Origin of the sequence: Alloscardovia macacae, from assembly GCF_002259705.1 — a bacterium.
Classification (GTDB): domain Bacteria; phylum Actinomycetota; class Actinomycetes; order Actinomycetales; family Bifidobacteriaceae; genus Alloscardovia; species Alloscardovia macacae.
On record NZ_MWWT01000005.1, the window covers coordinates 481,168 to 505,481 of the forward strand.

Genomic DNA, 24,314 nt, shown 5'->3' on the forward strand with positions numbered 1-24,314 from the left:
ACTCTTTCGTGAGAATACGAACTGTGGCGCTGTATCTCCTTCGGGAGGTGCAGCGCCACAGTTTTTCTTAGGTAAGAATTCGCATCTAGTGCATGATGATATCTTTCATCTTCTCTTTACTGTTCAGAGTGAGCTGTGGAAGAATAGACTTCATGCTCGTAGAAATCTCAGGATATGCGCTGGGTGTACTATAGTGAAAATCTATTATTTCAGGTAAGCCATCACGAACTATTTCAGGCTTTGAACGTATAGTATTTAAGACATGGAGTATGTCCTCTACTCGTGTTCTATCTTGAGCTGATGACCAGCTTTCAGCACTAGGAAGATCTACATTAAGCGAGTCGATAACTTGAGAGCGTATCGAGAGAGCGACACGTTTTCTTTCGAGAAGAAGCGAGTTTAGCTCTGCAGCCTCGTGTGCGTTCTGCTCGTATTCCAGTCTGATAGAATCATACTCGAGCCTGTGTGGTTTTTCATAAGTACGATACCATGCATATTTTATGACGAAATATGGGATGAAGTAAAATAAGGCTATGAAGGTAATAACAGATACGTTTGAAAACAGTTCATAGCCGACGATTCTAATGAATGGATCAAAAAGGTGGAAGGCTAGATTGGCTATGTCCCATATAACGAAGAGGATTATCGTTAGAACTACACCGACGATGCCGAGACCAATCCGGATTCCAAGATTAAACTTCTTGTCGGTTGGAGCATAAGGAGGGAACTCAGGAATATCCTTCGGTACAAAGTTAACGATTCGGCGATTCATCGTATCTGGATAAGGCGTGAGTCGTAAACGGAGGTTCCTCATGAAATCGGTCTCGCGTGCTGCTTGCATAGAATCTGTGTTAGAAAAATACTGAGACAGATAGTCCTGTGCGTGAGGGAGCCAGTTCTGGAAGACCTTCCCCGTACTGGTATCGAGCCATGCTTCCCAATTAAAGTTATTATTAATCTGCTCTTCGCGAGTCAGTTTTCTGAATCCTTCATCAGTAAGCTCTATAAAACCAGAAAGTAAATCATTAGTTCTCTCATGAAGCTTGAGCTCATATGTGAACTGCTCAGAAATTAATCTCGTGGTTTGTGCTATATCGGCTACATTTGCTTCTATATCCGCTAAATGACCATTCGTTTCTTCAAGTTCACTGACTTGGTATCTGAGAGCATCATTCATCTCATAAAGTGCTGCAGTCTGGACAGCATTTTGTGCGACATGTGCCACACCTATGGCATTCGATGTAGATATTTGATTCGATATCCTATCGAGACGGTCTATAACCCCCCATATTTTCATCTCCTTAATAAGTAAGAGAACCACAGGATATTCATGTATCTTCCATGGTGCTTCTCTGCGTTTGTTATAATCCCACCTTATTTTATAAGGAAACAAAGGAAAAGTAAAGTGGCTCTTCTCATTTTGGTGTGTATGAGTGTTTACGGGAGTGGGGGTTGGGGTTTGTAGAGACCGTGCTGTTTTATGTGATATGTGAACAAAAAAATAATAAAATCAGCACGGTCCATTACGAAGTTTACCCCATGTAGTGTCGATAGTCTACTGGGGTTAGACCAGATAGGGTTAGAAGCATTAGGTCAAGCATTTATCCGAGGCGGGATGCGTGCTGGTTTATGGGTTATTGATTGCCAGAAAACTCAGCGTGATCGAGCGTGTGGAGTGTGTGGTTGTCTCGAGCCCCGTATTCGTAGTTCTCGTATACGGTGGATTACTCACACGCCTATAGGTCAGTGTGGTGTAGTACTGCGTATCCGAGTTCGTTTGTATGAGTGCGTGCATTGCTGGTCAACATGGAGTGAAAACCTCGATAGGGTTGCTGCTCCTGGACGTCAACTCTCGTTCGCTGCCATCTGGTGGGCTATAGCAGAAATCTCGTGGAAATCGAAAAGTATACGCGCGTGCGCGTTAGATTTGTATTGCTCGTGGGCCACGGTGAATACGGCTGTATTAGAAACAACAGACAGCATTCTGGTTACAGACCCTACACGATTAGACGGGGTGAGAGTCTTAGGTGTTGATGAACACGTGTGGCGTCATACATCTACGGGTAGCCGCTATGTGACTGTTCTTGTGGACTTAACCGGGTTGCGTAGTGGCAAAAGTGCGCGCTTGCTCGATATGATAGAGGGGCGTAGTGAGCATGTGGTCAGCTCGTGGCTTGCTGGCCAGTCGCGTGCTTTTCGCGATAATATTCAGGTCGTGGCTATGGACGCGTTTACAGGTTTTAAGAACGCGTCTGCAGCTCAGCTTCCTCACGCGTGTGACGTCATGGACCCGTTCCACGTTGTTAAACTCGCAGCTGATAAAGTCTCTCAGGTACGCTGCCGACTCCAACGCGAAGAAACAGGCCAGCGAGGAACAAAAAAATGACCCGTTATATCGGCATCGTAGAAGCCTTTTAAAAAGCCAATGGTTACGTACCGACAAACAAGCCCTCGCAGTTAAAAAACTCTTAAACGCGTATCCCTCGTTGAAACTCGCGCATGATGTATACCAGCGTATTATTGACTGTTACCGTGAGAAAAACCGGAAGAAAGCACGTCGCGCTCTGCGTGAACTGATCGATGCTCTCGCTCAGAAAGGGAGCAGCCCACACTGCCCGGAACTTGCTACTCTTGGTCGTACTCTTGCTAAACGCCGTGACGATGTTTTAGCGTATTTCACGTTTGCGAAATCCAGTAACGGTCCCACCGAAGCCATTAACGGTAGACTCGAAACCCTGCGAGGAATCGCGTTAGGCTTTAGACAGCCAGAAAACTATCGACTCAGAAGCCTTCTCCACTCTGGAGGATTCACACAAACCATCCGAGCACACATCCGCACCACACTCCACACCCCATACACACAAAAATGAGAAGAGCCAGTAAAATGAAATATGATGGGATATCTTCTATAAGTAGTTAGTAGTGCGACAAAGGAAAAATTGACCTTAACAAAAAAATCTGGAACGCTCCCGCCAGAGAGAACGCTCCAGATATTCTACCGTATAAACCGAACCTTACGCACCCAGCCCGTACTTCACCATGAAGTCCAAACCGATGATGATGGCTATCCACAGCAACGCCACGAAGACGGTGATGCGGTTCAGGTTACGTTCAGCGACACCAGACGTACCAGCGTTAGCAGAAATGCCGCCACCAAACATATCCGACAGGCCGCCACCCTTACCCTTATGCATCAGAATAAGTGCGGTCAGCATAATACTCAAAATCACGACGATCACTTCCAGAGTGACCTTCAGCACGAACAACCAGTTCATGACACCTCCCATGCGAAACTACTTATAGAATACACGATACCCCAGAAAATTCAAGCTCAGGAGCGCCCGCTTCGGAAACGTGTTATCTGCTGAATAATGGCCGAAAACTCTTCAGCTTCGAGGCTCGCTCCCCCGATGAGGAAGCCGTCCATATCTCGCGCCTGCGTGAGAAGGGTGAGTGCATTTGCCGAAGTCACAGAGCCGCCGTACAGAATGCGCGCCTGAGCAGCAAGATCCGCACTATACGTGCGCTCGAGGTGTGTACGAATGGCGTGAGCGGCATCCTGAGCAGACTGCGGCGTGGCTACGAGGCCGGTGCCTATGGCCCACACCGGCTCATACGCGATGATGAGCTTTCGTGCGTCCTCTTCGGACAGGTCACGCGTAATGTCATCGACCTGACCTACAGCGTAATCGAGTTCTATTCCTTCTCGACGTTCCTCGTAGCCCTCCCCCACACACAGGATAGGCTGCATGCCGGCTGCGAGTGTAGCGCGTACCTGGTCTACGAGATTCGCATCGTCGTCCGAATGGTAGCGTCGGCGTTCGGAATGTCCCACGAGAACGTATGTGCAGCCGAGCGCGGAGAGCATGTCCGCGGAGACGTCGCCCGTGAATGCGCCTTGAGACGTGACGGAGACGGTTTGTGCGCCGTAACAGATGCTGAGTTTATCCGCTTGTACGAGCACCTGCACGCTATGGATGGACGTGAACGGCGGCAGTATGGCTATCTCGCACGCGCTCGGGTCGAAGCGCCCGTCGCGCAGTATCCACGCGAGCTGCTGCATGAACTGTGCGGCTTCGCGGTGGTTCAGATTCATTTTCCAATTTCCCACAATCAAAGGTGTGCGTAGCGCAGACTGAGGCTCAGCTACGGGCTCCGCCTTCTGCGGGGTGCTGTGATGTGGGAATGAGAAAATGCTCACGATGGTATCCTTCGATAGCAGAGCGGTCACCACTTACACATGAAGTGGTGACCGCTCTGGATTTTTCTCTCTTAGTCGAGAACGCTCAGACCTGGAAGAGTCTTACCCTCGAGGAACTCGAGCGATGCGCCACCACCAGTGGAGATGTGCGAGAACTTGCTCTCGTCGAAGCCGAGGTTACGTACTGCAGAAGCGGAGTCTCCACCACCCACGATGGAGAATGCACCATTCTCAGCAGTAGCGTCGATGAGGCCCTGTGCTACAGCGCGAGTACCCCCCGCGAAGTTAGGGAACTCGAAGACGCCCATAGGTCCATTCCAGACCACAGTCTTCGAATCCACGATCTTATCGTGGAAGAGCTTCTGGGAATCTGGACCGATGTCCAGACCAATCTTATCTGCTGGAATAGCATCTGCTGGCACTGCTTCGTACGCAGTATCTGCAGCGAAGCTGTCTGCTGCGAGGATATCCGTAGGAAGAACTATCTCTACACCGTTCTCCTTCGCCTTCTCGAGGTAGCCCTGGACGGTCGCTACCTGATCTTCTTCCAGCAGGGACTTTCCTACCTCGTAGCCGAGAGCCTTGAGGAAGGTGAAGACCATGCCGCCGCCGATGACGAGGCGGTCTGCCTTATTCAGCAGGTTCGAGATGACGCCGAGCTTATCAGACACCTTCGAACCACCGAGAACGACGGTCAGTGGACGCTCAGGATCATTCGTCTTCGACAGTGCAGTTACTTCCTTCTCTACGAGCAGGCCTGCTGCTGCTGGAAGGTCGGTAGCCACGTCATAGTTCGAACCCTGTGCGCGGTGGACGACTCCGAAACCATCCGAGACGAAAGCGTCGCCGAGAGCGGCGATCTTCTTCGCGTATGCAGCGCGCTCTTCAGCATCCTTCGAAGTCTCTTCTGGGTTAAAGCGCACGTTCTCGAGGAGAACGACGTCACCGTCAGCCATAGCTGCTACCTTCGCCTGAGCATCCTCACCATAGGTGTCTGCTGCGAGAGTTACTGGTGCGCCAAGCAGCTCACCGAGGCGTGCTGCCACTGGTGCCAGGCTCAGCTCTGGAACGACCTGTCCCTTAGGGCGGCCGAGATGTGCCATAACGATGACCTTCGCGCCTGCTTCACGCAGAGCGTTAATGGTCGGCAGAGCAGCGCGGATACGGCCATCATCGGTGATAGTCGTACCATCGAGTGGGACATTAAAGTCCGCACGTACAAGCACGCGCTTGCCGCTTACGTTACCCAAATCTTTGAGTGTCTTCATGAGCTTCCTTTCTTGTGTCGCTATATATGAAGTTTAGTTCTTTTCCGCGTTTGCTGCACGCTGTTTCTCCACTTTCGTGGCCAGCTGGAGCAAACGGCGGATTCGGCCGGCGATGGCATCCTTCGTTATAGGAGGGTCTGCCAAACGACCCAACTCTTCTAGACTAGCATCTCCATGATCCAGACGCAGCTGGCCTGCCGCACGAAGATTCTCCGGAATGTCTTCGCCGAGTACTTCGAAGGCGTGGCGTACTTTCTGGCTAGCCTCCACTGCAGCCTTCGCGCTACGACGCATATTCGCATCGTCGAAGTTCGCGAGACGGTTCGCCTTACCGCGAGTCTCGCCCTCAACGCGTTTTCCGCTCCATTCGCGAGCAGTGGTATGTGCCCCCATGAGGATGAGCATACGCTCGATGACGTCTGGATCGGTAATACGCACGCGGACGGAACTATTCACGCGGTGTGGCTTCGCGGTAACACCGAGTCGGCGTGCTGCCATAATGAGATCGTTTACAGAGTCCACGCTCGGGCAGACTATCTCCATCATGCTGGACTTACCAGGGTCACTGAGGCGACCCTTCGCGAGGAATGCCCCGCGCCATGCTGCCTTCACTTGGGCTATATTTCCCTGAATGTGCGCAGGAGCGATGCCCGTAATTTCATGAGAACGCTGGTCGAGAAGACCACACTGGAGTGCGAGACGCTTTCCTTCGCGCGTAACGGCGACGAGATCATATTCCATCGTCTCACCAGTAGCTAGCGTGGAGGATGCTTTACGTAGCTCCACATCGTAGCCCCAGATTTCCATGATGGAACTCTTCAGCCAAGCAGCAGAAGAACGATTAGTGAGCTTCGCAAACACTACTGGTACATTCTTCACCAGCTGGATTCCTCCGCCGAAGCGGAGCATGGTCGAAACCTGAGCTTGCTTCGCTAATGACGAGTCATCAGTAATCGCTGCGAGTTCGTTTTTGACCTCGTCGAGCAGTGACACGGCGCCTCCTTGAGGGTTAAATGCAGATTATCCGAGAATTTAGTGTAACGATAACCATGGATAGAATACGGAAATCTGCCCGGAAATGGAAAAATTGGATACAAAAAACTTCTTAACGGTTCATACGCTCTAACTCACGTGCAGATACGGTTACAGTAAAACCATGCTCTTTCAAGCGCCGAGCGAGCTCCGCACTCATAGCCACCGAGCGATGCTGACCACCCGTGCACCCCACGGCTATAGTAACGAAATGCTTATCCTCGCGCGCGTATCCAGAAAGTGCTACCTCTAACGCACGCTCATACGAGTCGAGGAACTCTCGCGCTCCAGAGCTCTCGAGAACATAGTCGCTCACGGCCTTATCTTTCCCAGTCAGCGTGCGAAGCTCCGGAACCCAGAACGGATTCGGAAGGAAACGAACGTCGAGGACGAAATCAGCATCCGCAGGAACGCCATGCTTAAAACCGAAACTGAAGATGTGAACGTTCACGGTCTGCGGACCGGTGCCCACGAGCGACTCATAGAGCTGCGTCGAAAGCTGATGAATACTCGTACGCGACGTATCGAGAATAACGTCCGCCTTCTCTTTCAGAACCTGAAGAAGCTCACGCTCTTCATTTATGCCATCGATAAGCCGACGCCCATTCTGCAGAGGGTGCGGGCGTCGAACGGACTCATAACGCTTAATGAGCACCTCATCGCTCGCATCGAGGAATAATATGCGCGTTTTCACGCCAAGATCTTCGAGATGCGCGAGAACTTCAGCGAGATCATCGAAATACGAACGTGAACGAACGTCGATGACAGCAGCGAGCTTATGAACCTTCGAACCAGATGACGTCATCATATCCACGAGCGGAATAAGCAGCTTCGGAGGAAGATTATCCACGACATACCATCCGATGTCCTCGACACTATCCGCAGCGCGCGTTCGACCCGCACCGGACATACCGGTAATGAGCAAAACTTCGAAATCTTCTGCCACGTTCTTCTCCATGTCTTCTAGCATAGCCCCAGAGCTGGTCTTCTGAACATTTCAGCTTCTGGCTATATACGTGCGTGTATCCCTCTACAAACTGGCGAACAGAGCGCGCTTCATGGGCTCGAATGCCACCTCGAGAACGTTCTGTACAGGAGTTCTGGTCATGTATGCTACCTGTGCGAGGGCTTGTCTCAAGAGCATATGCTCACCTCCCCTGACGTCTGCGTCTCGCGCGTCCATCTGCGCCATCAGTTGCGTCGGCCGAGGGTCGTAGATGACGTCGAGCATTCGTTTTTCCGTGAAGCGGACGGACTCAGGAAGCTTCTGGATTTCCTGGGCCAATTCATCCGTAGCGTGGGCGGGCACAGCAGCGATGATAATATCTGCTGCGAGAATCTCTTCGACGGCAGTCCTCCAAGGTTTCACGGTGAAGTTCACGGATGACTCTGCGCCAGGATACTGCTCCATGCGTCGGGCCATCTGCGCAGCCTCAAGAGTGTTCAGAGCGCAAATGGTGATGTCACTCACGTTCATCTCGATGAGAGCCGCTACGGCGGATGTCGCGGTCGATCCCGAACCTATAACGAGAGCGGAGAAGCTCTGTGACTGACTTTGCGGCTGCGGCCGTGACTGCGGGAGCGGATACGGATGTGACTGCGCATGTACGCTCGATTCACAGGTAGCGACTACTCCGAATTCATCCGCGAATGTAAGCTTAATGCCATCCACATCCGTGTTATAGAGGCTAACGTGAGGAAGACTAGAATGCTGAGCACTCTTTCGAGTCCAGTCGAAGACCGCCGTATTCGCTACGCCGAGGAAAGATACTCTCGAATCCTGCGTGTCAGCAAAGCGAAGAGCTTCCTTCTTCAGCGGCATCGTCATACTGACCCCAGCCCATGTCGAGTCGAGGTGTGTAAAGAAAGAGTCGAGCTGTTTTTCTTTCACATCGTGGCGGCTATACTCCCAGTCCGTGAGCCCCAAAGCAGCATATGCAGCTGAATGGAGCACTGGGGATAACGAGTGCCGTATGGGAGAGCCGAGCACTGCAGCACGATGCCGTATCGATGTGTCCTGTACATTAGTGTGCATCATTCTGACCGTCCTTAGTATCGTTCGTGCTGTTTATGTCGTTATGGCTAGCTGTATGTTCGTTCACGTCTTCCTTGTGAGAGTGAAGAGCAGCATACAGAGCGTCTGCTTTTGCGTGGCCTACTCCCGGTACATCGAGAAAATCTTCGACAGTAGCCTCGCGCATGGCTCTTACGGAACCGAAATGATTCAGGAGCTTCTTCTGGAAGCTCGGGCCTATGCCCGGGATATCATCGAGGGCAGAGCGTAAAGCGCCTTTTCGTCTCGTCTTTCTATGATACGTGATGGCAAAGCGGTGTGATTCATCGCGTACGCGCTGGAGCAGGTACATCCCCTCAGACTGGCGTTTAAGGATAATAGGATAGTCATCATCTGCTACCCACACTTCTTCTAGCTTTTTCGCGAGTCCGCACACGGCCACATCGTTTATCCCACAGTCATCGAGTGCGCGCTGGGCTGCCTTCACCTGAGGCTGCCCACCATCGACGACGATGAGGTTCGGCTTATAAGCAAAGCGGCGGCGGGATGTATCCTGCTGAACGATGTCGGAAACGCTATCGGCGTTCTGCGTCTGCTCCAGTTTCTCAAGGCGCGCTTCGTCCTCGAGGCTATCCCCCGTATCTCCAGAAATATTTCCATGGCTGAAGCGCCGAGTAAGAGTCTCGTAGATGGCAGCAGTATCGTCGATAGCGCCTTTTCCATCTTTCCCGCGAATGGCGAAATGACGGTAAAAGTTCTTCTTCGCCATACCATCTTCGAAGACGACCATGGATGCCACCTGGAATCCGCCGCCCGTAGCATTCGAGATATCGTAACATTCGATGCGTAGTGGAGCCTGATCGAGGTAGAGCGCATCAGCGATATCGTGAAGTGCCTGTGAACGTGCGGCAAGGTCAGTAACACGACTGAGCTTACTGCGCTGAAGACTCTGCTGTGCGTTCGCGTTCGCGCGGTCGAGGAGAGTCTTTTTTTCGCCGCGTTCAGCGACTCGGATAGTCACGATGGCTCCACGCAAGCCAGACAGCCACATTTCGAGGCTATGCAGACGTGCTGGCTCAAAAGGTACGAGAATCTCACGCGGTATGGGAGATATAGGCGCGAGGAGATCGCTACGTCCGGTCATGTCTTCTCGCTCTTTGCGGTGCCGAGTTACCTGAGCTCGGCGCACAGCATCTGTAGCCGTGGTCTGCTGCGTCGGAGCGAGAGCATCACGACTAGCCGTCACTGAAATGGATTCGCTACTTTTTTCTGTGCTGCTGATCCCCATAATGTTTTCCGAGTCATTTTCCTCTACAGCAGCAGAATATACCTGTGTAATGAGGTCAGCGAGAAGCTCCGCATCATCCACATCCTCCACGCGTTCTACAGACCACCCACGTTCACCACGGATAGTGCCGGCACGCACGAAAAACGAGTGAACACTAGCTTCTAGCTCATCCGTTTCGATGCCTATGACGTCTGCATCTACATCTGTAGAGAAGACGACGGAATTCTGCTCGAGAACAGAGCTGAGAGCTTGAATCTGGTCTCGAATCTTTGCTGCTTTCTCAAACTCAAGTTCCGCGCTTGCCTCTTTCATCTGAGATTCGAGCTGTTTGCGGAAAGAATCTCCGAGACGTCCCGTCAGTATAGCGACGAGACGCTCACTCATAGAGCGATGCTCTTCCTTCGAAATCCAGCCGACGCATGGTGCTGAGCACTTGCCTATATGACCAAGTAAGCAGGGGCGTCCAGTTTCCTGAGCGCGCTTCAGCACGGCAGGCGTACACGTACGTACTGGGTATGCGCGAAGCATGGAATCCAGAGTCTGGCGCATATTCCATACTTTCGCATACGGGCCGAAGTAGCGTGCTTTACGGTTATTCTTATTTCTCGTGACCCATACACGCGGTATCTCTTCTTTAACGGAGATAGCCACGTAGGGATACGTCTTATCATCTCGAAAGACGACATTAAAACGAGGGTCGAACTCCTTAATCCACGTGTACTCGAGTGTCAGGGATTCGAGCTCAGTGCCGACTACAGTCCATTCGAGACTCCGCGCGGTGAGCACCATATTTTGAGTACGCGGATGGAGTCTTTCCAGGGGCTGAAAGTAGTTCGTCAGGCGATTCCTGAGATTTTTCGCCTTACCTACGTAGATAACGCGCCCGTCACCGTCACGCCATTTATAGACTCCCGGATTCGTCGGAATGTCCGAAGTTTTCGGACGGAAGAGGTCTCGGGTGTCTCCTAGGAGTGGGGCTCCGTTCACATTTGTCTTAGCCTCTACCCCTACTTCTTCAGGGGCTTCACTACTGGTGGTATCGTAAGCTGGGACTGCTAGGGAGCCGTCGCTCTGCGCATCATGAAGGAGACGCACAGTTTTGCGCCATGCGCCCTGTGTATATTTTTCAGGGGCGGTATCCATTACGTCATCCTTTCTTCTTGAGATGCTCTTTTATTTCAGTATCGTGTTACTTCACATTCGTGTTACTTCACATTCAGGAGCGGCTTAAGGAATCTGCCAGTCCAGCTATTCGCTTCAGCTGCCACGGATTCTGGTGTTCCCTCGGTAACTACAGTACCACCGCCATCGCCTCCTTCAGGACCCATATCTATAATCCAGTCTGCGCACTTAACGACATCGAGATTATGTTCGATAACGATAACAGTATTCCCTTTATCGACTAAACCCTGAAGAACGACCATAAGTTTATTTACATCTTCGAAATGGAGACCTGTCGTAGGCTCGTCCAGGATATACACCGTCTTACCATCAGAACGTTTCTGCAGCTCAGTGGCGAGTTTTACTCGCTGGCTCTCTCCCCCAGAAAGTGTAGGAGCTGGCTGACCGAGACGGATATACCCGAGTCCTACATCGACGAGCGTCTGCAGATATCTCGAAATCGATGGATAGGCTTTAAAGAAGCGAGCAGCCTCTTCTATAGGCATTTCAAGGATATCCGCTACAGACTTTCCGTTATACTTCACTTCGAGAGTTTCTCGGTTATAACGGCGTCCATGGCATACTTCACAGTCCACATACACGTCTGGCAGGAAGTTCATCTCTATCTTTATGGTACCGTCACCATGGCACGCTTCGCAGCGCCCTCCTTTTACATTAAAAGAGAAACGTCCGGGGCCGTATCCACGCACCTGCGCCTCAGGAGTTTTCGCCAGAAGAGTGCGAATCTTATCCCACACGCCTGTATATGTGGCAGGATTCGAACGTGGAGTACGACCTATAGGGTTCTGGTCCACGTGAATAACCTTCTTCACCTGGTCCACGCCTTCCACGCGCGTATGCTTGCCTGGGACGATGCGAGCACCATTCAGTTTATCTGCGAGAACAGGATAGAGGATAGAGTTCACTAAGGTGGACTTTCCAGATCCGGACACGCCAGTTACTGCTGTAAGGACGCCTAGTGGGAACTGGACGTCTATATTCTTCAGATTATTTTCTCGAGCTCCTACCACACGTAGATTCTTCGTCTTATAAACGCGACGACGCTTCTCAGGAATGCGTATCTTCTTGCGGCCGCTGATGTAGGCGCCCGTGATGGAACGTGTAGCCTCTGTAATGCGTTTCGCATTCCCAGAGAAGATAATTTCTCCGCCGTGTTCGCCAGCACCAGGACCTATATCGACAAGCCAGTCTGCTGTCTTAATAGTGTCTTCATCATGCTCCACGACGATGAGAGTATTTCCTAAATCACGAAGATTATGCAGAGTCTTAATGAGACGCTCGTTGTCGCGCTGATGCAAGCCTATGGAAGGCTCATCAAGGACATACATGACGCCTACGAGTCCGGAACCTATCTGCGTGGCGAGGCGAATGCGCTGTGCTTCACCGCCCGAAAGTGTGGCTGCCGCTCGAGAAAGAGTGAGGTATGTCAGTCCCACATCGTTCAAGAACCCGAGGCGTGCACGGATTTCTTTCAGAATCTCCACTGCTATCTGTGCTGAGGATCCTTCCAGCTTGAGATTCTGCACCCACGAGTAAGCACGGGATATAGGCATATCGCACACGTCGATGATAGACTCATCCCCTACAGTCACAGCAAGAACTTCAGGTTTGAGGCGCTTTCCGCCACAGACCTGGCATGGTACTTCACGCATGTATGACTCATAGTACTGCTTCATAGCATCAGAATCAGTCTCGTCGTGACGGCGCATAAGCGCGCGCACGACACCCTCGAATCCGGATGTATACTCGCGCATGCGCCCCCAGCGGTTTCGGTAGCTTACTTTTACCTTGAAGTCATGCCCATACATGATGGCATCGCGCACATCTTTACTAAGCTTTCCCCATGGCGTATCCATGCTAAAGCCCAGCTCATCAGCAAGTCCCTCGAGCAGATGCTGGTAATACTGCGTCTGAGTTTTCGAACCGTTCCATGGTTCTATAGCTCCATCAGCAAGGGACTTTGATGAATCAGGAATGATGAGTTCAGGATCTATCTCGAGCTTAAAGCCTATGCCGGTGCATTCAGGACAGGCTCCGTAGGGAGCGTTAAAGGAGAATGTACGTGGTTCTATCTCCTCGAGTTCGAGCTCATGACCATTTGGACAGCTACGGTTCTCTGAGAACGGGCGGCGGCGCGCAGGATCTTTCTCATCGAGATCCACGAAGTCCGCTATAACCACGCCATGAGCGAGACGTAGGGCAGTTTCTACGGAATCGGTGAGACGCTGACGCATACCATCGCGGACAGCGAGACGATCTATGACTACCTCGATAGTGTGCTTATTCTGCTTCTTGAGTGTTATCTCCGAGTTCAGCTGGGTAAGCTTTCCATCGATAAGCGCACGGGCATAACCGTCGGTACGCAACGTCTCGATGAGCTCGACAAATTCCCCTTTGCGTCCCTTAACTACGGGAGCGAGCAGCTGGAAGCGGGTCTTCTCTGGAAGGGTGAGAAGGGAGTCTACTATCTGCTGAGGTGTCTGTTCGGTGATAACCTCTCCACATTCAGGACAGTGAGGAATGCCTGTGCGTGCATAGAGGAGACGAAGGTAATCGTACACTTCTGTGATGGTTCCCACAGTGGAGCGAGGGTTACGATTCGTCGTCTTCTGGTCGATAGATACGGCTGGGCTTAATCCGTCGATGAGATCCACATCAGGCTTATCCATCTGTCCGAGGAACTGGCGAGCATATGCAGAAAGGGACTCTACATATCGCCTCTGCCCTTCTGCAAAAAGCGTGTCGAAAGCAAGGGATGACTTTCCAGAACCCGAAAGCCCTGTGAAGACGACCATCTTGTTTCTCGGTATCTCGAGGTCCACGTCTTTCAGGTTATGCTCTCGGGCACCCTGAATGACTATTTTCTCCGTGAGTGGTACACCATGGAGGTCCTCGATGATAGTTTCGTTCGCCACGACACTCCCCTTCTGCGCGGTTTTCCGCGTTCTATTCCAGACTATTCGCTTGAGTTTTCTCTGATGAGTAGTCTATCAGAACATTCGAACAAATTTTCGAATGTTCCACCCTGTCGGGTACACTATAAAACACGAGTACACGCACGTGTACCCATTCCTATAGCATCATACCCGTAGAATGAGGACCGCATGGCCATTTCAGCTCAAGGATTGGAAATTCGTATCGGAGCGAGGCAGCTGCTCGCGCCGACAGATTTTCATGTTTCTCCCGGGGACCGCATCGGTCTCGTCGGACGAAATGGTGCTGGGAAGACCACACTTACACGTGTTATTACTGGAGAAATGCTTCCGTCGGCGGGAAAAGTAAGCTACTCGGGAAAGTTGGGATATCTTCCTCAGGATACGCATGCAGCAGATCCTGAGCAGACAGCACTCGACCGGATTATGTCTGCTCGAGACATCGCGTCTATCGTCGCGCGGATACGTAAAGCTGAACGCGAGATGACGAACCCTGACCCGGACGTCATGACCAAAGCCATGAAACGTTACGATAAAGCTATGCAGGACTTCGAAAATGCGAACGGCTACTCTGCGCAGTCAGATGCCACAGTCATGGCGGAAAGTCTCGGCATAAGTCAGGATGTACTTCCCCGCCAGCTCGGCACGCTCTCAGGTGGTCAGCGTAGGCGTATCGAGCTCGCGCGCATTCTTTTCTCGGATGCGGATACCCTTATCCTCGACGAGCCGACGAATCACTTGGATGCAGACTCCATCGAGTGGCTGAAGAAGTATCTGAAAAGCTATGCAGGTGGATTCCTCGTTATCTCCCACTCGACAGAGCTTCTCGGCGAGACGGTGAATAAAGTCTGGCACTTGGATGCGCAGCGCGCCCAAATAGACATGTATTCACTGGGATGGGCAGCATACTTGAAGCAACGAGCAGTCGATGAGGAACGTCGCCGCCGCGAGCGTGAAGTGGCTCAGAAGAAGGCCGAGCGTCTGATGCAGCAGGGCATACGCCTTCATGCGAAGGCTACGAAGGCAGTAGCAGCTCAGAACATGATTCGTCGCGCCGAAAAGCTGCTGGAGTCCACAGAACCTGAGCAGAAGAAGGAGAAAGTGGCAGACCTGCGCTTCCCTACTCCTGCACCATGCGGTCGCACCCCTATCATGGCAGAAGACATCTCGAAAGCATTTGGTTCGAATATCGTCTTCGCGGGAATAAACCTCGCCGTGGATAAGGGTTCTCGCGTGGTTATTCTCGGATATAACGGTGCAGGTAAGACCACGACGCTACGTATTCTCGCAGGTCAGGATGAACCAGATACGGGAGAAGTAAAGTACGGCCATGGAGCGAAGATAGGCTACTTCGCACAGGAGCACGATACTTTGGATACGGAGAAAACTCTTCTCGAGAATATGCAGGCTGTAGCTCCTGAACTCGATGATACACAGATTCGCACTATTCTCGGTAGTTTTCTCTTTTCCGGGGACGACGTCTATAAGCAGACGAAAGTACTCTCAGGTGGTGAAAAAACGAGACTTGCTCTCGCTACGCTTGTCTCCTCGAAGGCGAATGTGCTTCTGCTCGATGAGCCGACGAATAACCTCGACCCAGCTTCGCGAGATGAGATTTTGAATGCCATCTCGAAGTATGAAGGCGCTATAGTTCTCGTCACACATGACGAAGGTGCTGTGGAAGCGCTTGAACCGGAGCGCGTACTTCTCTTACCGGATGGGGATGAGGACCTCTGGAATGATTCCTACTTAGACTTGGTGGCATTGGAGTAAGATACAGATATGACACTTTTACAGCTTCAGTACATCGTGAAGATCGTGGAATGCGGCTCTATGAACGAGGCATCCCACGCTCTGTACATCTCCCAGCCAGCTCTGAGCTCCGCTGTTAAAGAGCTGGAAAAAGAGATGGGCATAGAGATTTTCACACGCTCCTCTCAGGGCATCGCCCTGACTGTAGATGGAGTGGAGTTCCTTCAGTATGCGCGTCAGATTCTCGACCAGACCGAGCTCATGAATGAGCGCTATAAGCATACGAAGCCACGTAAGCAGCTCTGTCAGGTGTCCACGCAGCACTACATGTTCGCCGTAGAAGCGTTCGTCGAGATGATTAATTCGTCGGATTCGGAAGAATACGAGTTCTCTATACGAGAGGACAGAACACGTGAGATTATCGAATCTGTGGCGAACATGCGCTCCGAGATAGGCATCCTGTACACCTCGGATTTTAATCGAAACGTGATTAATAAGCTTCTGCGTGAAAAGCATCTCGAGTTCCATCCGTTATTTAATGCCGGGCTGCACGTGTTCATCTCGCGTGAGAATCCGCTCGCTGTGAAAGATCGCCTCACCATGGAGGATCTGAAGCCATACCCGTTTATCCAGTTCGAACAAGGTGAAGAAGGAAGCTTCTATTTCGCTGAAGAAGCAGTATGGCCCGAGTATGCGTCGAAGCAGATTAATGTAACAGACCGTGCAACGAATCTGAACTTCATCGTAGGACTGAACGGATATACCATCTCCACGGGTATCGATAATGAAGACCTGAATACGGAGAAGATAGTCACTGTTCCTCTGGATACTGATGACCGTATGCTCGTGGGCTGGATTACGAATGAGCGGTCGAATCTTTCTCATGCTGCTGAGACGTACATTTCGAAGCTGAAAGAAGTGGTACGTAAGCATGGGTATAGCACGATAGAAGGCTAAGATTTTGCTACGGTAAAAATCGAGGGTGTGTGCACAGTTCTCAGCAGTCGTGCACACACCCTCGATTTTTATGTTCAGGATCCTACCTTACCTTATCCCATCCCGCTCCTTACGGGCAGCATATATTTGGAAAATCAGGGCCAGCACTGCTGTGAGAATGCGCGCTAGGACAGTACTCCACCAGATCATCATCTGCGCTGCGTCTGAGGCCGCCGAATCGTTCATGGAAGAATTGACAGCAAAGCCAGGAAAAACGAGCATAAGAGCCAGCATGAACGCAGGCTCGACGGCCGTCAGTATATACGCGAGCGTCGTCTGTTCTGTAGCGTACAGGCTCGCCGTGGTGATGCGCGCGATGGCCTCTTCCCTCCGTAGATCGGTGAGAATTTATTCATGATGACGAGCGAGATATTCGGAACGAGAGCGAGGCTAAAAGGCACGAGACCTATGTATGATCAGCACTCCATGCAGTGCGCGCCACGCCCACTTCGAAGACTCGCCCTCTTCGAAGACTTGCCGACTATCCGCGCTGTCTGCAGCATATCTACAGACAGCGACTTCGTTCTCACGCAGTATGCAGCGGCCACGCAGGCAGTTACGCCCTGGACGATGACTGGAGCTAAGGACTAATTATGGAGGGTGAGCGTCTGACTTTATTCGGCGTGATAGAGGGCTGTGATGCTCGGCTTTTGGGCGAAAATGACTGTGAAGGTAGTCATTTCCGCCCAAAAGTAGGTTGACCCGCGTACGTCATAGTCATTTGTGCGCAAAAGTCGTTTCGTCTGGTCGAACTCCAGCCATTCTCGCACAAAACGAGGAGAGGAAATACTCTCCATATCTTTTTGGGCGAGAATGACCATCCCCGTAGTCATTTCCGCCCAAAATAATCCGTTCTGAGACTTCGGACAGTCACTTCCGCCCAAAATCTGCCTCGGCTGAGGATTGACCATCCGCGCATCACCCCCCTATCCTCCNCCCCACACCCGCCACTCCCGAAGCTCATCCCCAGCTCCACCTCCACTCCCCCGCCCCCCCCTCGCAGAGCATAGAAAAAAGGGGCTGGAAACTATCGCTCCAGCCCCTTGAAAACGTATGAACTTCAAACCTCAGAAGGTCGACATGGCCTTTCGCCACTACTCCACTCCCTGAGCTCGCTCCTACGCCCCATACTTCTCAAAGTACTCGCGAATATGCTCGTCTCGAGAAGCGTCGATGAGTAGCTGCCCATCTTCATCTCTCATGCCTCGCGCAGCATCGATGATATCGTGGATGTTCGCTATGGCGAGCACAGGGAAACCAAACTCTTTCTGCACGGCAGCCACGGCAGACATATCCGAGTCCTTCGTTTTTTCCATGCGGTCTACAGACAGAACCAGTCCCACTATCTCCACATTCGCTGCAGCCTGAAGCTTCGGTACCACTTCGCGTACAGCAGTTCCGGCAGTCATCACATCATCGACGAGAAGTACTTTCATACCATCCGTCAGCTGCGTACCCACGAACATGCCACCGTCGCCGTGGTCTTTGACTTCCTTGCGGTCGAAGGTGTATCCCACCTCCGCTCGTGCAGCGCCCCCAGATTCACTGACAGACTCACCGTCAGCTCCACTGTCAGACGCCCCTGACCCAGCTTCTCCCCCAGCCTCACTCAGGGCCATCGCCGTAGTCACCGCCAGAGGAATGCCCTTATAGGCTGGCCCGAACACCGTGTCAAACTCGCCCAAAATCCCCCGCTCCTGCGCGGAGCGAATAGCCTGCGCATAGAAGGAGCCGAGTCGTGCTACGCGAGAGCCCGTATTAAAGGACCCAGCATTAATAAAGTAAGGTGACTGTCGTCCAGATTTCAGCGTGAAGCTGCCGAATTTCAGTGCTTCGCTCTCCAGCAGAAAAGCTGTAAAGTCGCGCGTAAAGTTCTGTGTCATGGTTCTATCCCCTTCTTATCCTGTAGTCGTCTTAGTCCTGTACGTGTATCCAGTTCTTCCCCACAGCTAGCGCGTCAGCCAGCTCAGGTCGAGAGTCGAGCAGTTCGTCGAGTTCTGTCGCTATGCGCACTGGCGCTGCTGGATCGACGAGAGCTGCAGAGCCCACTTCTACCGCATTTGCCCCAGCGTAGAGGAACTCCAGCGCATCGTCCCCGCTGAACGTTCCTCCCATGGCGATGATAGGAAAATCATGGAATGCCTGACGAATCTTATAGACCATGGCCACGGCCATCGGGTGGACAGCCGGCCCGGACACGCCGCCCGTCACATTCGCGAGAATTGGCCGACCGGTGTGCGTGTCGATGCGCATTCCCACGAAAGTATTAATGAGTGAGACAGCATCCGCACCGTTTTCTATGGCAGCACGCGCGATGGGTACCACATCATCCACGTTTGGTGTGAGCTTGATGATGAGTGGCTTGTCGGTCAGTGGCCGCAGGCGCTTGAGCAGCGTGCAGAGCGCCACGGGATCTTTTCCCACGGACGTTCCGGACTTCACGTTCGGGCAGCTGACGTTTATTTCGAGCATGTCTGCTTCAGATTTTGCCAATTTTTCCACTACTTCGGCAAAGTCATCATCACTATGCCCCGCCACATTCGAGACGACTGTAGCGCCCATAGCCTTCAGACGAGGCAGGTCATCCTCGAGGTAGTGGTCCACTCCAGGATTCTGCAGACCCACAGAGTTCACTGTCCCCGCAGGGGTTTCCGCAGTGCGGGGCGCAGGATTCCCCTCCCAGGGTACGGGAGAGACGCCCTTCGTGGACACTGCTCCGAGAATGGCTGGGTTATAGTAGACGGAGCAGGCATCGAGATTATAGGTTCCTGCTGCCGTGCCTATAGGACTCTTCCACGGCACGCCTGCCACCACGGTACCATGCCGAAATGTACGAGGCTCAGTCGCATCGAAGTGGACGTGCTGCAGCTCAGTCGTCGTTTCTCTCGCGCTCATCTACTCCCACCCTAATTCTTCTCGAGTAAAGACAGGTCCTTCTATGCACACCTTTTGGTTTCCATGAATGGTCGGCGTAATGCACACCACGCAGGTGCCGTAGCCGCAGCCCATGCGCTCTTCGAGGTTCATCTGCGCTTTCACGTCACGCTTAAAAGCCCAGGATGCGACGGCCTTCATCATCGGATGTGGCCCACAGGTCAGGATGTGGACGTCCGAAAGATTACGTGCATCCCCGTCCTGTTCGGCCAGCCACTGGTCCAGCAAAGTAATCACATTACCCTGCTCATTTTCTATCGCGCGGACATCCGAGCAGTGACGCATAAGCATCTCATCGGCGAAGTGAACATCACGGTAGCCCAGCAGCGCAGTGGCCTGAACATCTGAACGCCCAGAAAGCTTCTGCGCAGCGTGAGCTATAGGAGGTATACCGAGACCGCCACCCACGAGCAGATAGCGCCCCGGTTCAGACAGGTCGAAAGATTTTCCGAGAGGTCCTAAGATGTCGATAGTGTCCCCTACCTGCTTATCCCGAAATTCCTCAGTACCGCGCCCCACTACTGCAAAAAGGAACGTCACCTCGTCATCATGCACTTCGGCCACGCCGAAGGGACGTGGAGAGATCTGCAAGGAGTTTGAACTGTAGAGGTTTGCGAACTGTGCAGCCTGCGCATGCTGAGCGATGTATTCGTCACGCACCGTCAGCTGCACGATGCTCTCCGTCAGCAGTTCATGTCCCACTATCTCCACGGTACGCCGCGATGGCAGGTATGCGCGCCCCTCAGGATTTGTCTGAAGAAATGTCCTCGCACAGCTCATGCGCTCTCCTTAGTCCTTTCTCGTAAAGCCGTCGTGATGTCCTCGCGCATAGCGACTGCTGCTTCTCGTGCAGCAGTACCGACCATCTCAAGTGCTGCCGATGTCGAAAGGCTGTCGAACGCTTCAGGCCGAGCACGCCACGCTCCTATAATGCCACGCGAGGAATTAATCAGTGCTCCCGAGCCCGCCGAGTCGAAGAATCCAGCAAGTCCTGCAGCAGTTCCCCCTTGTGCACCGTACCCCGGTACGAGGAAGAAGGTATGTGGCATGAGAGCGCGCAGCTGTGCACCCGCTTCAGGATGCGTGGCGCCCACGACTGCGCCCACGCGCGAGTATCCGGTCGATGAAGACGACGAAGAAGATGAAGACGCTCCGCCCCACTGCTCGATGAGACCCCCCACGTGCTCAGCCAGCGTCATCCCCCCATCGGAAACTGGCAGATCCTGCAGTTCACTCGAGCTCGGATTACTCGTCTTCGCGAGCACGAAGATGTCTTTATCGTACTCCTCAGCAGCATCCACAAACGGCGTGATGCCGTCCGAGCCGAGATACGGATTCACCGTCACCGCGTCCTCGTGCCACACGTCTACACTCAGATGAGCGGCGTATGCTGCTGCTGTACTGCCGATGTCTCCTCGTTTGATGTCGCCGAGAACATAAAGTCCCTGCGCCTGAGCATACGCATTCGTGCGCGCGTAGACTGCCACACCGGCGGGTCCGAGCGCTTCATACATAGCTATCTGCGGTTTGACTGCAGGAACGATGTCTGCCACAGCATCGATAATCGCGCAGTTAAACGCATAGTACGCTTCTGCCTTATCCTCGAGACTTCCCGCATCGCGCAGGAGAACGGCTGGTAGCAGAGCATCTGTAGGATCCAGTCCTACGACGCTGGGATTTCCGGTAGCGCGTATGGCTTCTCTCAGTTTTCGCACGAGGTGAGTCCTTTATCGTCGTAATCATTCAGTCGCGAGTGCGTCAATTGACCATTACAGAGCGTCGCGACCACCCGTCCGCGCACATGCCATCCGTCGAACGGCGTGTTCCGCGCTTTCGAGGCGAACTTTTCGGCGTCGATGGTCCACTGCTCGGACGGCGCGAGGATGACGACGTCCGGATGCTGGCCCGGTATATCCGTCTGGGACAATTCATGCGTCTCCAAAGCGTGAATATCCGGCGACGCGAAGTCCAGCTCGCCGTCATGAGCACGAGCGAACGCAGCGATGTCGAAGGCCTGAGCGCCCAGAAGACGCAGCGGCTCCACAGACAGCATCTCCACAAGCCGAGTGTCGTCGATGTAGCCTTCCTCTACGAGCACCTGACGCAGAACCGGGTATGCGGTTTCGAGACCGATGATGCCATTCGGAGCGCTCATCATCGCATCAAGCGCGCCGAATCCCTTCTCTTCAGCGGTATGTGGGGCGTGATCCGTGGCTATCATATCCACGGTCCCGTCGCACACAGCCTCGAGGGTAGCCAGCTGATCGGCAGCAGAACGCAGAGGCGGATTCATCTTCGCGTACGTGCCATACTCTTCTACAGCACTATCATTCAGAGCGAGGTAATGCGGTGCGGTCTCACACGTCACCTGTACACCTTCATCCTTCGCTCGGCGAATAGCGTCAAATGCGGCGGCAGTGGACACATGCTGGAGGTGGAGATGCACTCCGGTGGCACGTGCCATACGGATGTCCCGTTCCACGATGTTCAGCTCCGTATCGGCAGGAATCCCCGGAAGTGAGAGCTTCCGCGAGACTGGCCCCTCATTCATCACACCCGTCGTATGATGCTCGCAGTGGTCGATGAACGGAATATGCGCCTCGAGGCAGTTCTGTACCACGCTCTCCAGCGTAGAATTCGTCACAGCGGCACCATCGTCCGAGACAGCCACGACAGGATGCTTATAGTGCTTCGATCCTTTGCGCAGGCGGTCTTTCCAGTCCTCGAAGTCAGAGGCTGCCGAGCCCTCCCGCTGCTTCGATGCTGAAGCGCACAAAGCGTAGCGCACTGGCAGATCCTCACGGTTTTCGAGGTCTTCGAGAGCGTCCATGCCGTCGTAAGACACGCCATCGAGTGCTGGCAGTGTATTCGGCATGATGAGTACACTCGTATACCCGCCTGCAGCCGCTGCAGCGGCACCCGTAGCCATGGTTTCTTTATCTGTCTGGCCAGGGTCGCGGAAGTGGACATGCGGGTCAGCGAAGCCCGGGGCGATGACCCACGCGCTGCCGTCGAGAACGCGCTCCGCGTCTGCGTGTTCATCTGGGATACGTACCGTGATGGTCTCGCCGGTATCCCAGATGCGGATGTCTGTAATTATAGTGGTCATGGTTATAGTTTAGCCTCTTCGTCGCAGTAATCGCACCGGTACTGCATTCCGCGCGCGTCCTCATGCCCCCTGACGAGGTGGAACTGCTGCTTGATGCCGCGCTCCGTGGACGTCACACAGCGCGGATTTACGCAGGTGATGACATTCGTCACGTGCAGAGGAAGCGCTGGCTTTTCCTTCGAGATAATCTCCCCTTCACGCACCACATTTACCGTGGCAGAAGGCGCTACGAGAGCCAGAATGTTCAGATCCACCACCACGTCACTTTCTATCTTAATGATATCTTTCGTACCGAAGGTGGGGCTCTGCGCATTCATGATGAGCGCCAGGCGAGTTTTTCGTGGGTCTATGCCTAAGAAGTCGAGGACTTTGAGAGAACGCCCTGCTGGCACATGGTCGATGATGATGCCGTCGGTTATGCTCGTCACCTGCATTATGCGTGCACCTCCTGAATCGTCTGAATGTCGTTTTCCATAACTTCTGGGTCATAGCCTGGAAGCTCATCGCCCACGACTGAGCTTTCGAGAGCCATGCGCATGAGCATACCGTTCTTCACCTGCTCGAAGTAGGCAGCGCGTGGGTCCTCATCCACGTCGAAGGCTATCTCGTTTACGCGAGGAAGAGGGTGGAGTACCGCAAGGCTGTCTTTTCCGAGCGCGAGCTTTTCGCGGTCGAGGATGTATGTGTCACGCAGGCGCAGGTAGTCGTCTTCGTTAAAGAAGCGTTCCTGCTGAACTCGAGTCATGTACAGAACGTCGAGGTCTCCGAGGACATCAGTCATATCCTGCACCTCGACGTAGGAGCAGGATGGCGTGTCGTTAATGCGGTCGAGGACATACTGCGGAGTGCGCAGCTCACGAGGAGAGATGAGGACGAACGTGATGTCCCCAAAGCGGCACAGTGTCTCGATGAGCGAGTGCACAGTGCGTCCGAACGTGAGGTCGCCGCACAGCCCCACAGTGAGATGATGCACGCGGCCGAAGCGATTATAAATGGTGGCGAGGTCTGCCAGAGTCTGCGTAGGATGCATATGGCCACCATCTCCCGCATTAATCACAGGAGTATCCACCGCCTGGGAGGCCACCAGTGCCGCGCCCTCCTTCGGGTGACGCATGGCCACCACGTCCACATAATTCGACACGGTCTTCAGCGTGTCTGCTATGGTCTCACCCTTCGACGCGGAAGACTGATTCGCTCCAGCGAAGCCTATGACCTGTCCTCCGAGGCGCAGCATGGCCGTCTCGAAACTCAGGCGCGTGCGCGTGGATGGCTCATAAAATAAAGTGGCCAGCACACGACCATCGCATGTGTGGGCCACCTCACGTCTGTGGGAATCGATGTACCGGGCTTTCAGTAGCAGGTCATCGATTTGAGGAACGGATAAATCATCGAGAGTAACGACGCTCTTTCCTACGAGAGAAGAGCTCAACTGTGCAGACATAAGCACGCCTTCCTGGATTCGCTGAACATGAAGGAATGTACGGGCACTGCGGGTTCATAAAACTGGACGCCGTGACCTCATATAGCCTAGCCGTTTCGTCAGACATCTGTGCGCCTCTATCCACCGCTCGTGGCGAAACGCTCACCGGGGCGAGACGTGCTCAG

Annotated in this window: 22 protein-coding genes; 5 read left to right on the forward strand and 17 right to left on the reverse strand. The window is 53.1% G+C overall.

Annotated features, from left to right (window positions below; translation table 11 throughout):
• Nucleotides 1-85: 85 nt before the first annotated feature.
• Nucleotides 86-1,321: a hypothetical protein gene (locus tag ALMA_RS04810; protein ID WP_094726576.1), complete on the reverse strand. Its 1,236-nt coding sequence runs from the start codon at nt 1,319-1,321 to the stop codon at nt 86-88.
• Nucleotides 1,322-1,615: 294 nt separating this feature from the next.
• Between ALMA_RS04810 and ALMA_RS04815 the strand changes: the two genes are divergently transcribed.
• Nucleotides 1,616-2,386: an ISL3 family transposase gene (locus tag ALMA_RS04815; RefSeq protein WP_094726577.1), complete on the forward strand. Its 771-nt coding sequence runs from the start codon at nt 1,616-1,618 to the stop codon at nt 2,384-2,386.
• Nucleotides 2,277-2,870 (forward strand): transposase, encoded by a 594-nt coding sequence (locus tag ALMA_RS08360; protein WP_094726578.1) that lies wholly within the window; start codon nt 2,277-2,279, stop codon nt 2,868-2,870. The genes ALMA_RS04815 and ALMA_RS08360 overlap by 110 nt, the downstream gene beginning before the upstream one ends.
• 144 nt (nt 2,871-3,014) lie before the next feature.
• Here ALMA_RS08360 and secG read toward each other — a convergent pair whose 3' ends face one another.
• The 8 genes from secG to uvrA form a co-directional block, all read right to left on the reverse strand.
• On the reverse strand, nt 3,015-3,266 hold the full coding sequence (gene secG / locus ALMA_RS04825) for a preprotein translocase subunit SecG (protein ID WP_086105931.1): 252 nt from the start codon (nt 3,264-3,266) through the stop codon (nt 3,015-3,017).
• A 65-nt stretch (nt 3,267-3,331) separates the two neighbouring features.
• Nucleotides 3,332-4,117: a triose-phosphate isomerase gene (gene tpiA, locus ALMA_RS04830; RefSeq protein WP_275542027.1), complete on the reverse strand. Its 786-nt coding sequence runs from the start codon at nt 4,115-4,117 to the stop codon at nt 3,332-3,334.
• Between the two features lie 155 nt (nt 4,118-4,272).
• Nucleotides 4,273-5,469: a phosphoglycerate kinase gene (locus ALMA_RS04835; protein ID WP_086105796.1), complete on the reverse strand. Its 1,197-nt coding sequence runs from the start codon at nt 5,467-5,469 to the stop codon at nt 4,273-4,275.
• A 33-nt stretch (nt 5,470-5,502) separates the two neighbouring features.
• Nucleotides 5,503-6,462 (reverse strand): DNA-binding protein WhiA, encoded by a 960-nt coding sequence (gene whiA / locus ALMA_RS04840; RefSeq protein WP_086105795.1) that lies wholly within the window; start codon nt 6,460-6,462, stop codon nt 5,503-5,505.
• A 112-nt stretch (nt 6,463-6,574) separates the two neighbouring features.
• Nucleotides 6,575-7,447, reverse strand: a complete 873-nt coding sequence (rapZ, locus tag ALMA_RS04845; RefSeq protein ID WP_420807210.1) for an RNase adapter RapZ — start codon at nt 7,445-7,447, stop codon at nt 6,575-6,577.
• 84 nt (nt 7,448-7,531) lie between these two features.
• Nucleotides 7,532-8,539: a shikimate dehydrogenase family protein gene (locus tag ALMA_RS04850; RefSeq protein ID WP_148140259.1), complete on the reverse strand. Its 1,008-nt coding sequence runs from the start codon at nt 8,537-8,539 to the stop codon at nt 7,532-7,534.
• Nucleotides 8,526-10,946: an excinuclease ABC subunit UvrC gene (gene uvrC, locus ALMA_RS04855; protein ID WP_094726580.1), complete on the reverse strand. Its 2,421-nt coding sequence runs from the start codon at nt 10,944-10,946 to the stop codon at nt 8,526-8,528. The genes ALMA_RS04850 and uvrC overlap by 14 nt, the downstream gene beginning before the upstream one ends.
• A 62-nt stretch (nt 10,947-11,008) precedes the next feature.
• The gene (uvrA, locus tag ALMA_RS04860) at nt 11,009-13,900 is read right to left on the reverse strand and encodes an excinuclease ABC subunit UvrA (protein WP_094726581.1); all 2,892 of its coding nucleotides are present in this window, start codon (nt 13,898-13,900) and stop codon (nt 11,009-11,011) included.
• A gap of 189 nt (nt 13,901-14,089) precedes the next feature.
• Here uvrA and ALMA_RS04865 point away from each other — a divergent pair, with 189 nt between their 5' ends.
• On the forward strand, nt 14,090-15,691 hold the full coding sequence (locus ALMA_RS04865; protein WP_094726582.1) for an ABC-F family ATP-binding cassette domain-containing protein: 1,602 nt from the start codon (nt 14,090-14,092) through the stop codon (nt 15,689-15,691).
• 9 nt (nt 15,692-15,700) lie between these two features.
• A complete protein-coding gene (locus ALMA_RS04870) occupies nt 15,701-16,627 on the forward strand; it encodes a LysR family transcriptional regulator (RefSeq protein ID WP_094726583.1) in 927 nt (308 codons plus the stop codon).
• An 87-nt stretch (nt 16,628-16,714) separates the two neighbouring features.
• Here ALMA_RS04870 and ALMA_RS04875 read toward each other — a convergent pair whose 3' ends face one another.
• Nucleotides 16,715-16,900, reverse strand: coding sequence for a hypothetical protein (locus ALMA_RS04875; RefSeq protein WP_094726584.1), 186 nt, complete (start codon nt 16,898-16,900; stop codon nt 16,715-16,717).
• Between the two features lie 174 nt (nt 16,901-17,074).
• Between ALMA_RS04875 and ALMA_RS04880 the strand changes: the two genes are divergently transcribed.
• The gene (locus ALMA_RS04880; RefSeq protein ID WP_094726585.1) at nt 17,075-17,257 is read left to right on the forward strand and encodes a hypothetical protein; all 183 of its coding nucleotides are present in this window, start codon (nt 17,075-17,077) and stop codon (nt 17,255-17,257) included.
• A 527-nt stretch (nt 17,258-17,784) separates the two neighbouring features.
• Here ALMA_RS04880 and ALMA_RS04890 read toward each other — a convergent pair.
• The 7 genes from ALMA_RS04890 to pyrB are packed head-to-tail and all read right to left on the reverse strand — an operon-like array spanning nt 17,785 to nt 24,150.
• Nucleotides 17,785-18,549 carry an orotate phosphoribosyltransferase gene (locus ALMA_RS04890; protein WP_094726587.1) on the reverse strand — a complete coding sequence of 255 codons (765 nt, stop codon included), beginning with the start codon at nt 18,547-18,549 and terminating at the stop codon, nt 17,785-17,787.
• Nucleotides 18,550-18,580: 31 nt separating this feature from the next.
• The gene (locus tag ALMA_RS04895) at nt 18,581-19,561 is read right to left on the reverse strand and encodes a dihydroorotate dehydrogenase (RefSeq protein ID WP_094726588.1); all 981 of its coding nucleotides are present in this window, start codon (nt 19,559-19,561) and stop codon (nt 18,581-18,583) included.
• The gene (locus ALMA_RS04900) at nt 19,562-20,380 is read right to left on the reverse strand and encodes an iron-sulfur cluster-binding protein (RefSeq protein ID WP_094726589.1); all 819 of its coding nucleotides are present in this window, start codon (nt 20,378-20,380) and stop codon (nt 19,562-19,564) included.
• Nucleotides 20,377-21,315 carry an orotidine-5'-phosphate decarboxylase gene (gene pyrF, locus ALMA_RS04905; protein WP_094726590.1) on the reverse strand — a complete coding sequence of 313 codons (939 nt, stop codon included), beginning with the start codon at nt 21,313-21,315 and terminating at the stop codon, nt 20,377-20,379. Before pyrF ends, ALMA_RS04900 begins: the two co-directional genes overlap by 4 nt.
• Nucleotides 21,303-22,709: a dihydroorotase gene (locus tag ALMA_RS04910; RefSeq protein ID WP_094726591.1), complete on the reverse strand. Its 1,407-nt coding sequence runs from the start codon at nt 22,707-22,709 to the stop codon at nt 21,303-21,305. The genes pyrF and ALMA_RS04910 overlap by 13 nt, the downstream gene beginning before the upstream one ends.
• Nucleotides 22,710-22,711: 2 nt before the next feature.
• Nucleotides 22,712-23,143 carry an aspartate carbamoyltransferase regulatory subunit gene (locus ALMA_RS04915; RefSeq protein WP_094726592.1) on the reverse strand — a complete coding sequence of 144 codons (432 nt, stop codon included), beginning with the start codon at nt 23,141-23,143 and terminating at the stop codon, nt 22,712-22,714.
• Complete coding sequence (gene pyrB, locus ALMA_RS04920) at nt 23,143-24,150, reverse strand: aspartate carbamoyltransferase (protein WP_094726593.1); 1,008 nt, start codon at nt 24,148-24,150, stop codon at nt 23,143-23,145. The genes ALMA_RS04915 and pyrB overlap by 1 nt, the downstream gene beginning before the upstream one ends.
• Nucleotides 24,151-24,314 lie beyond the last annotated feature (164 nt).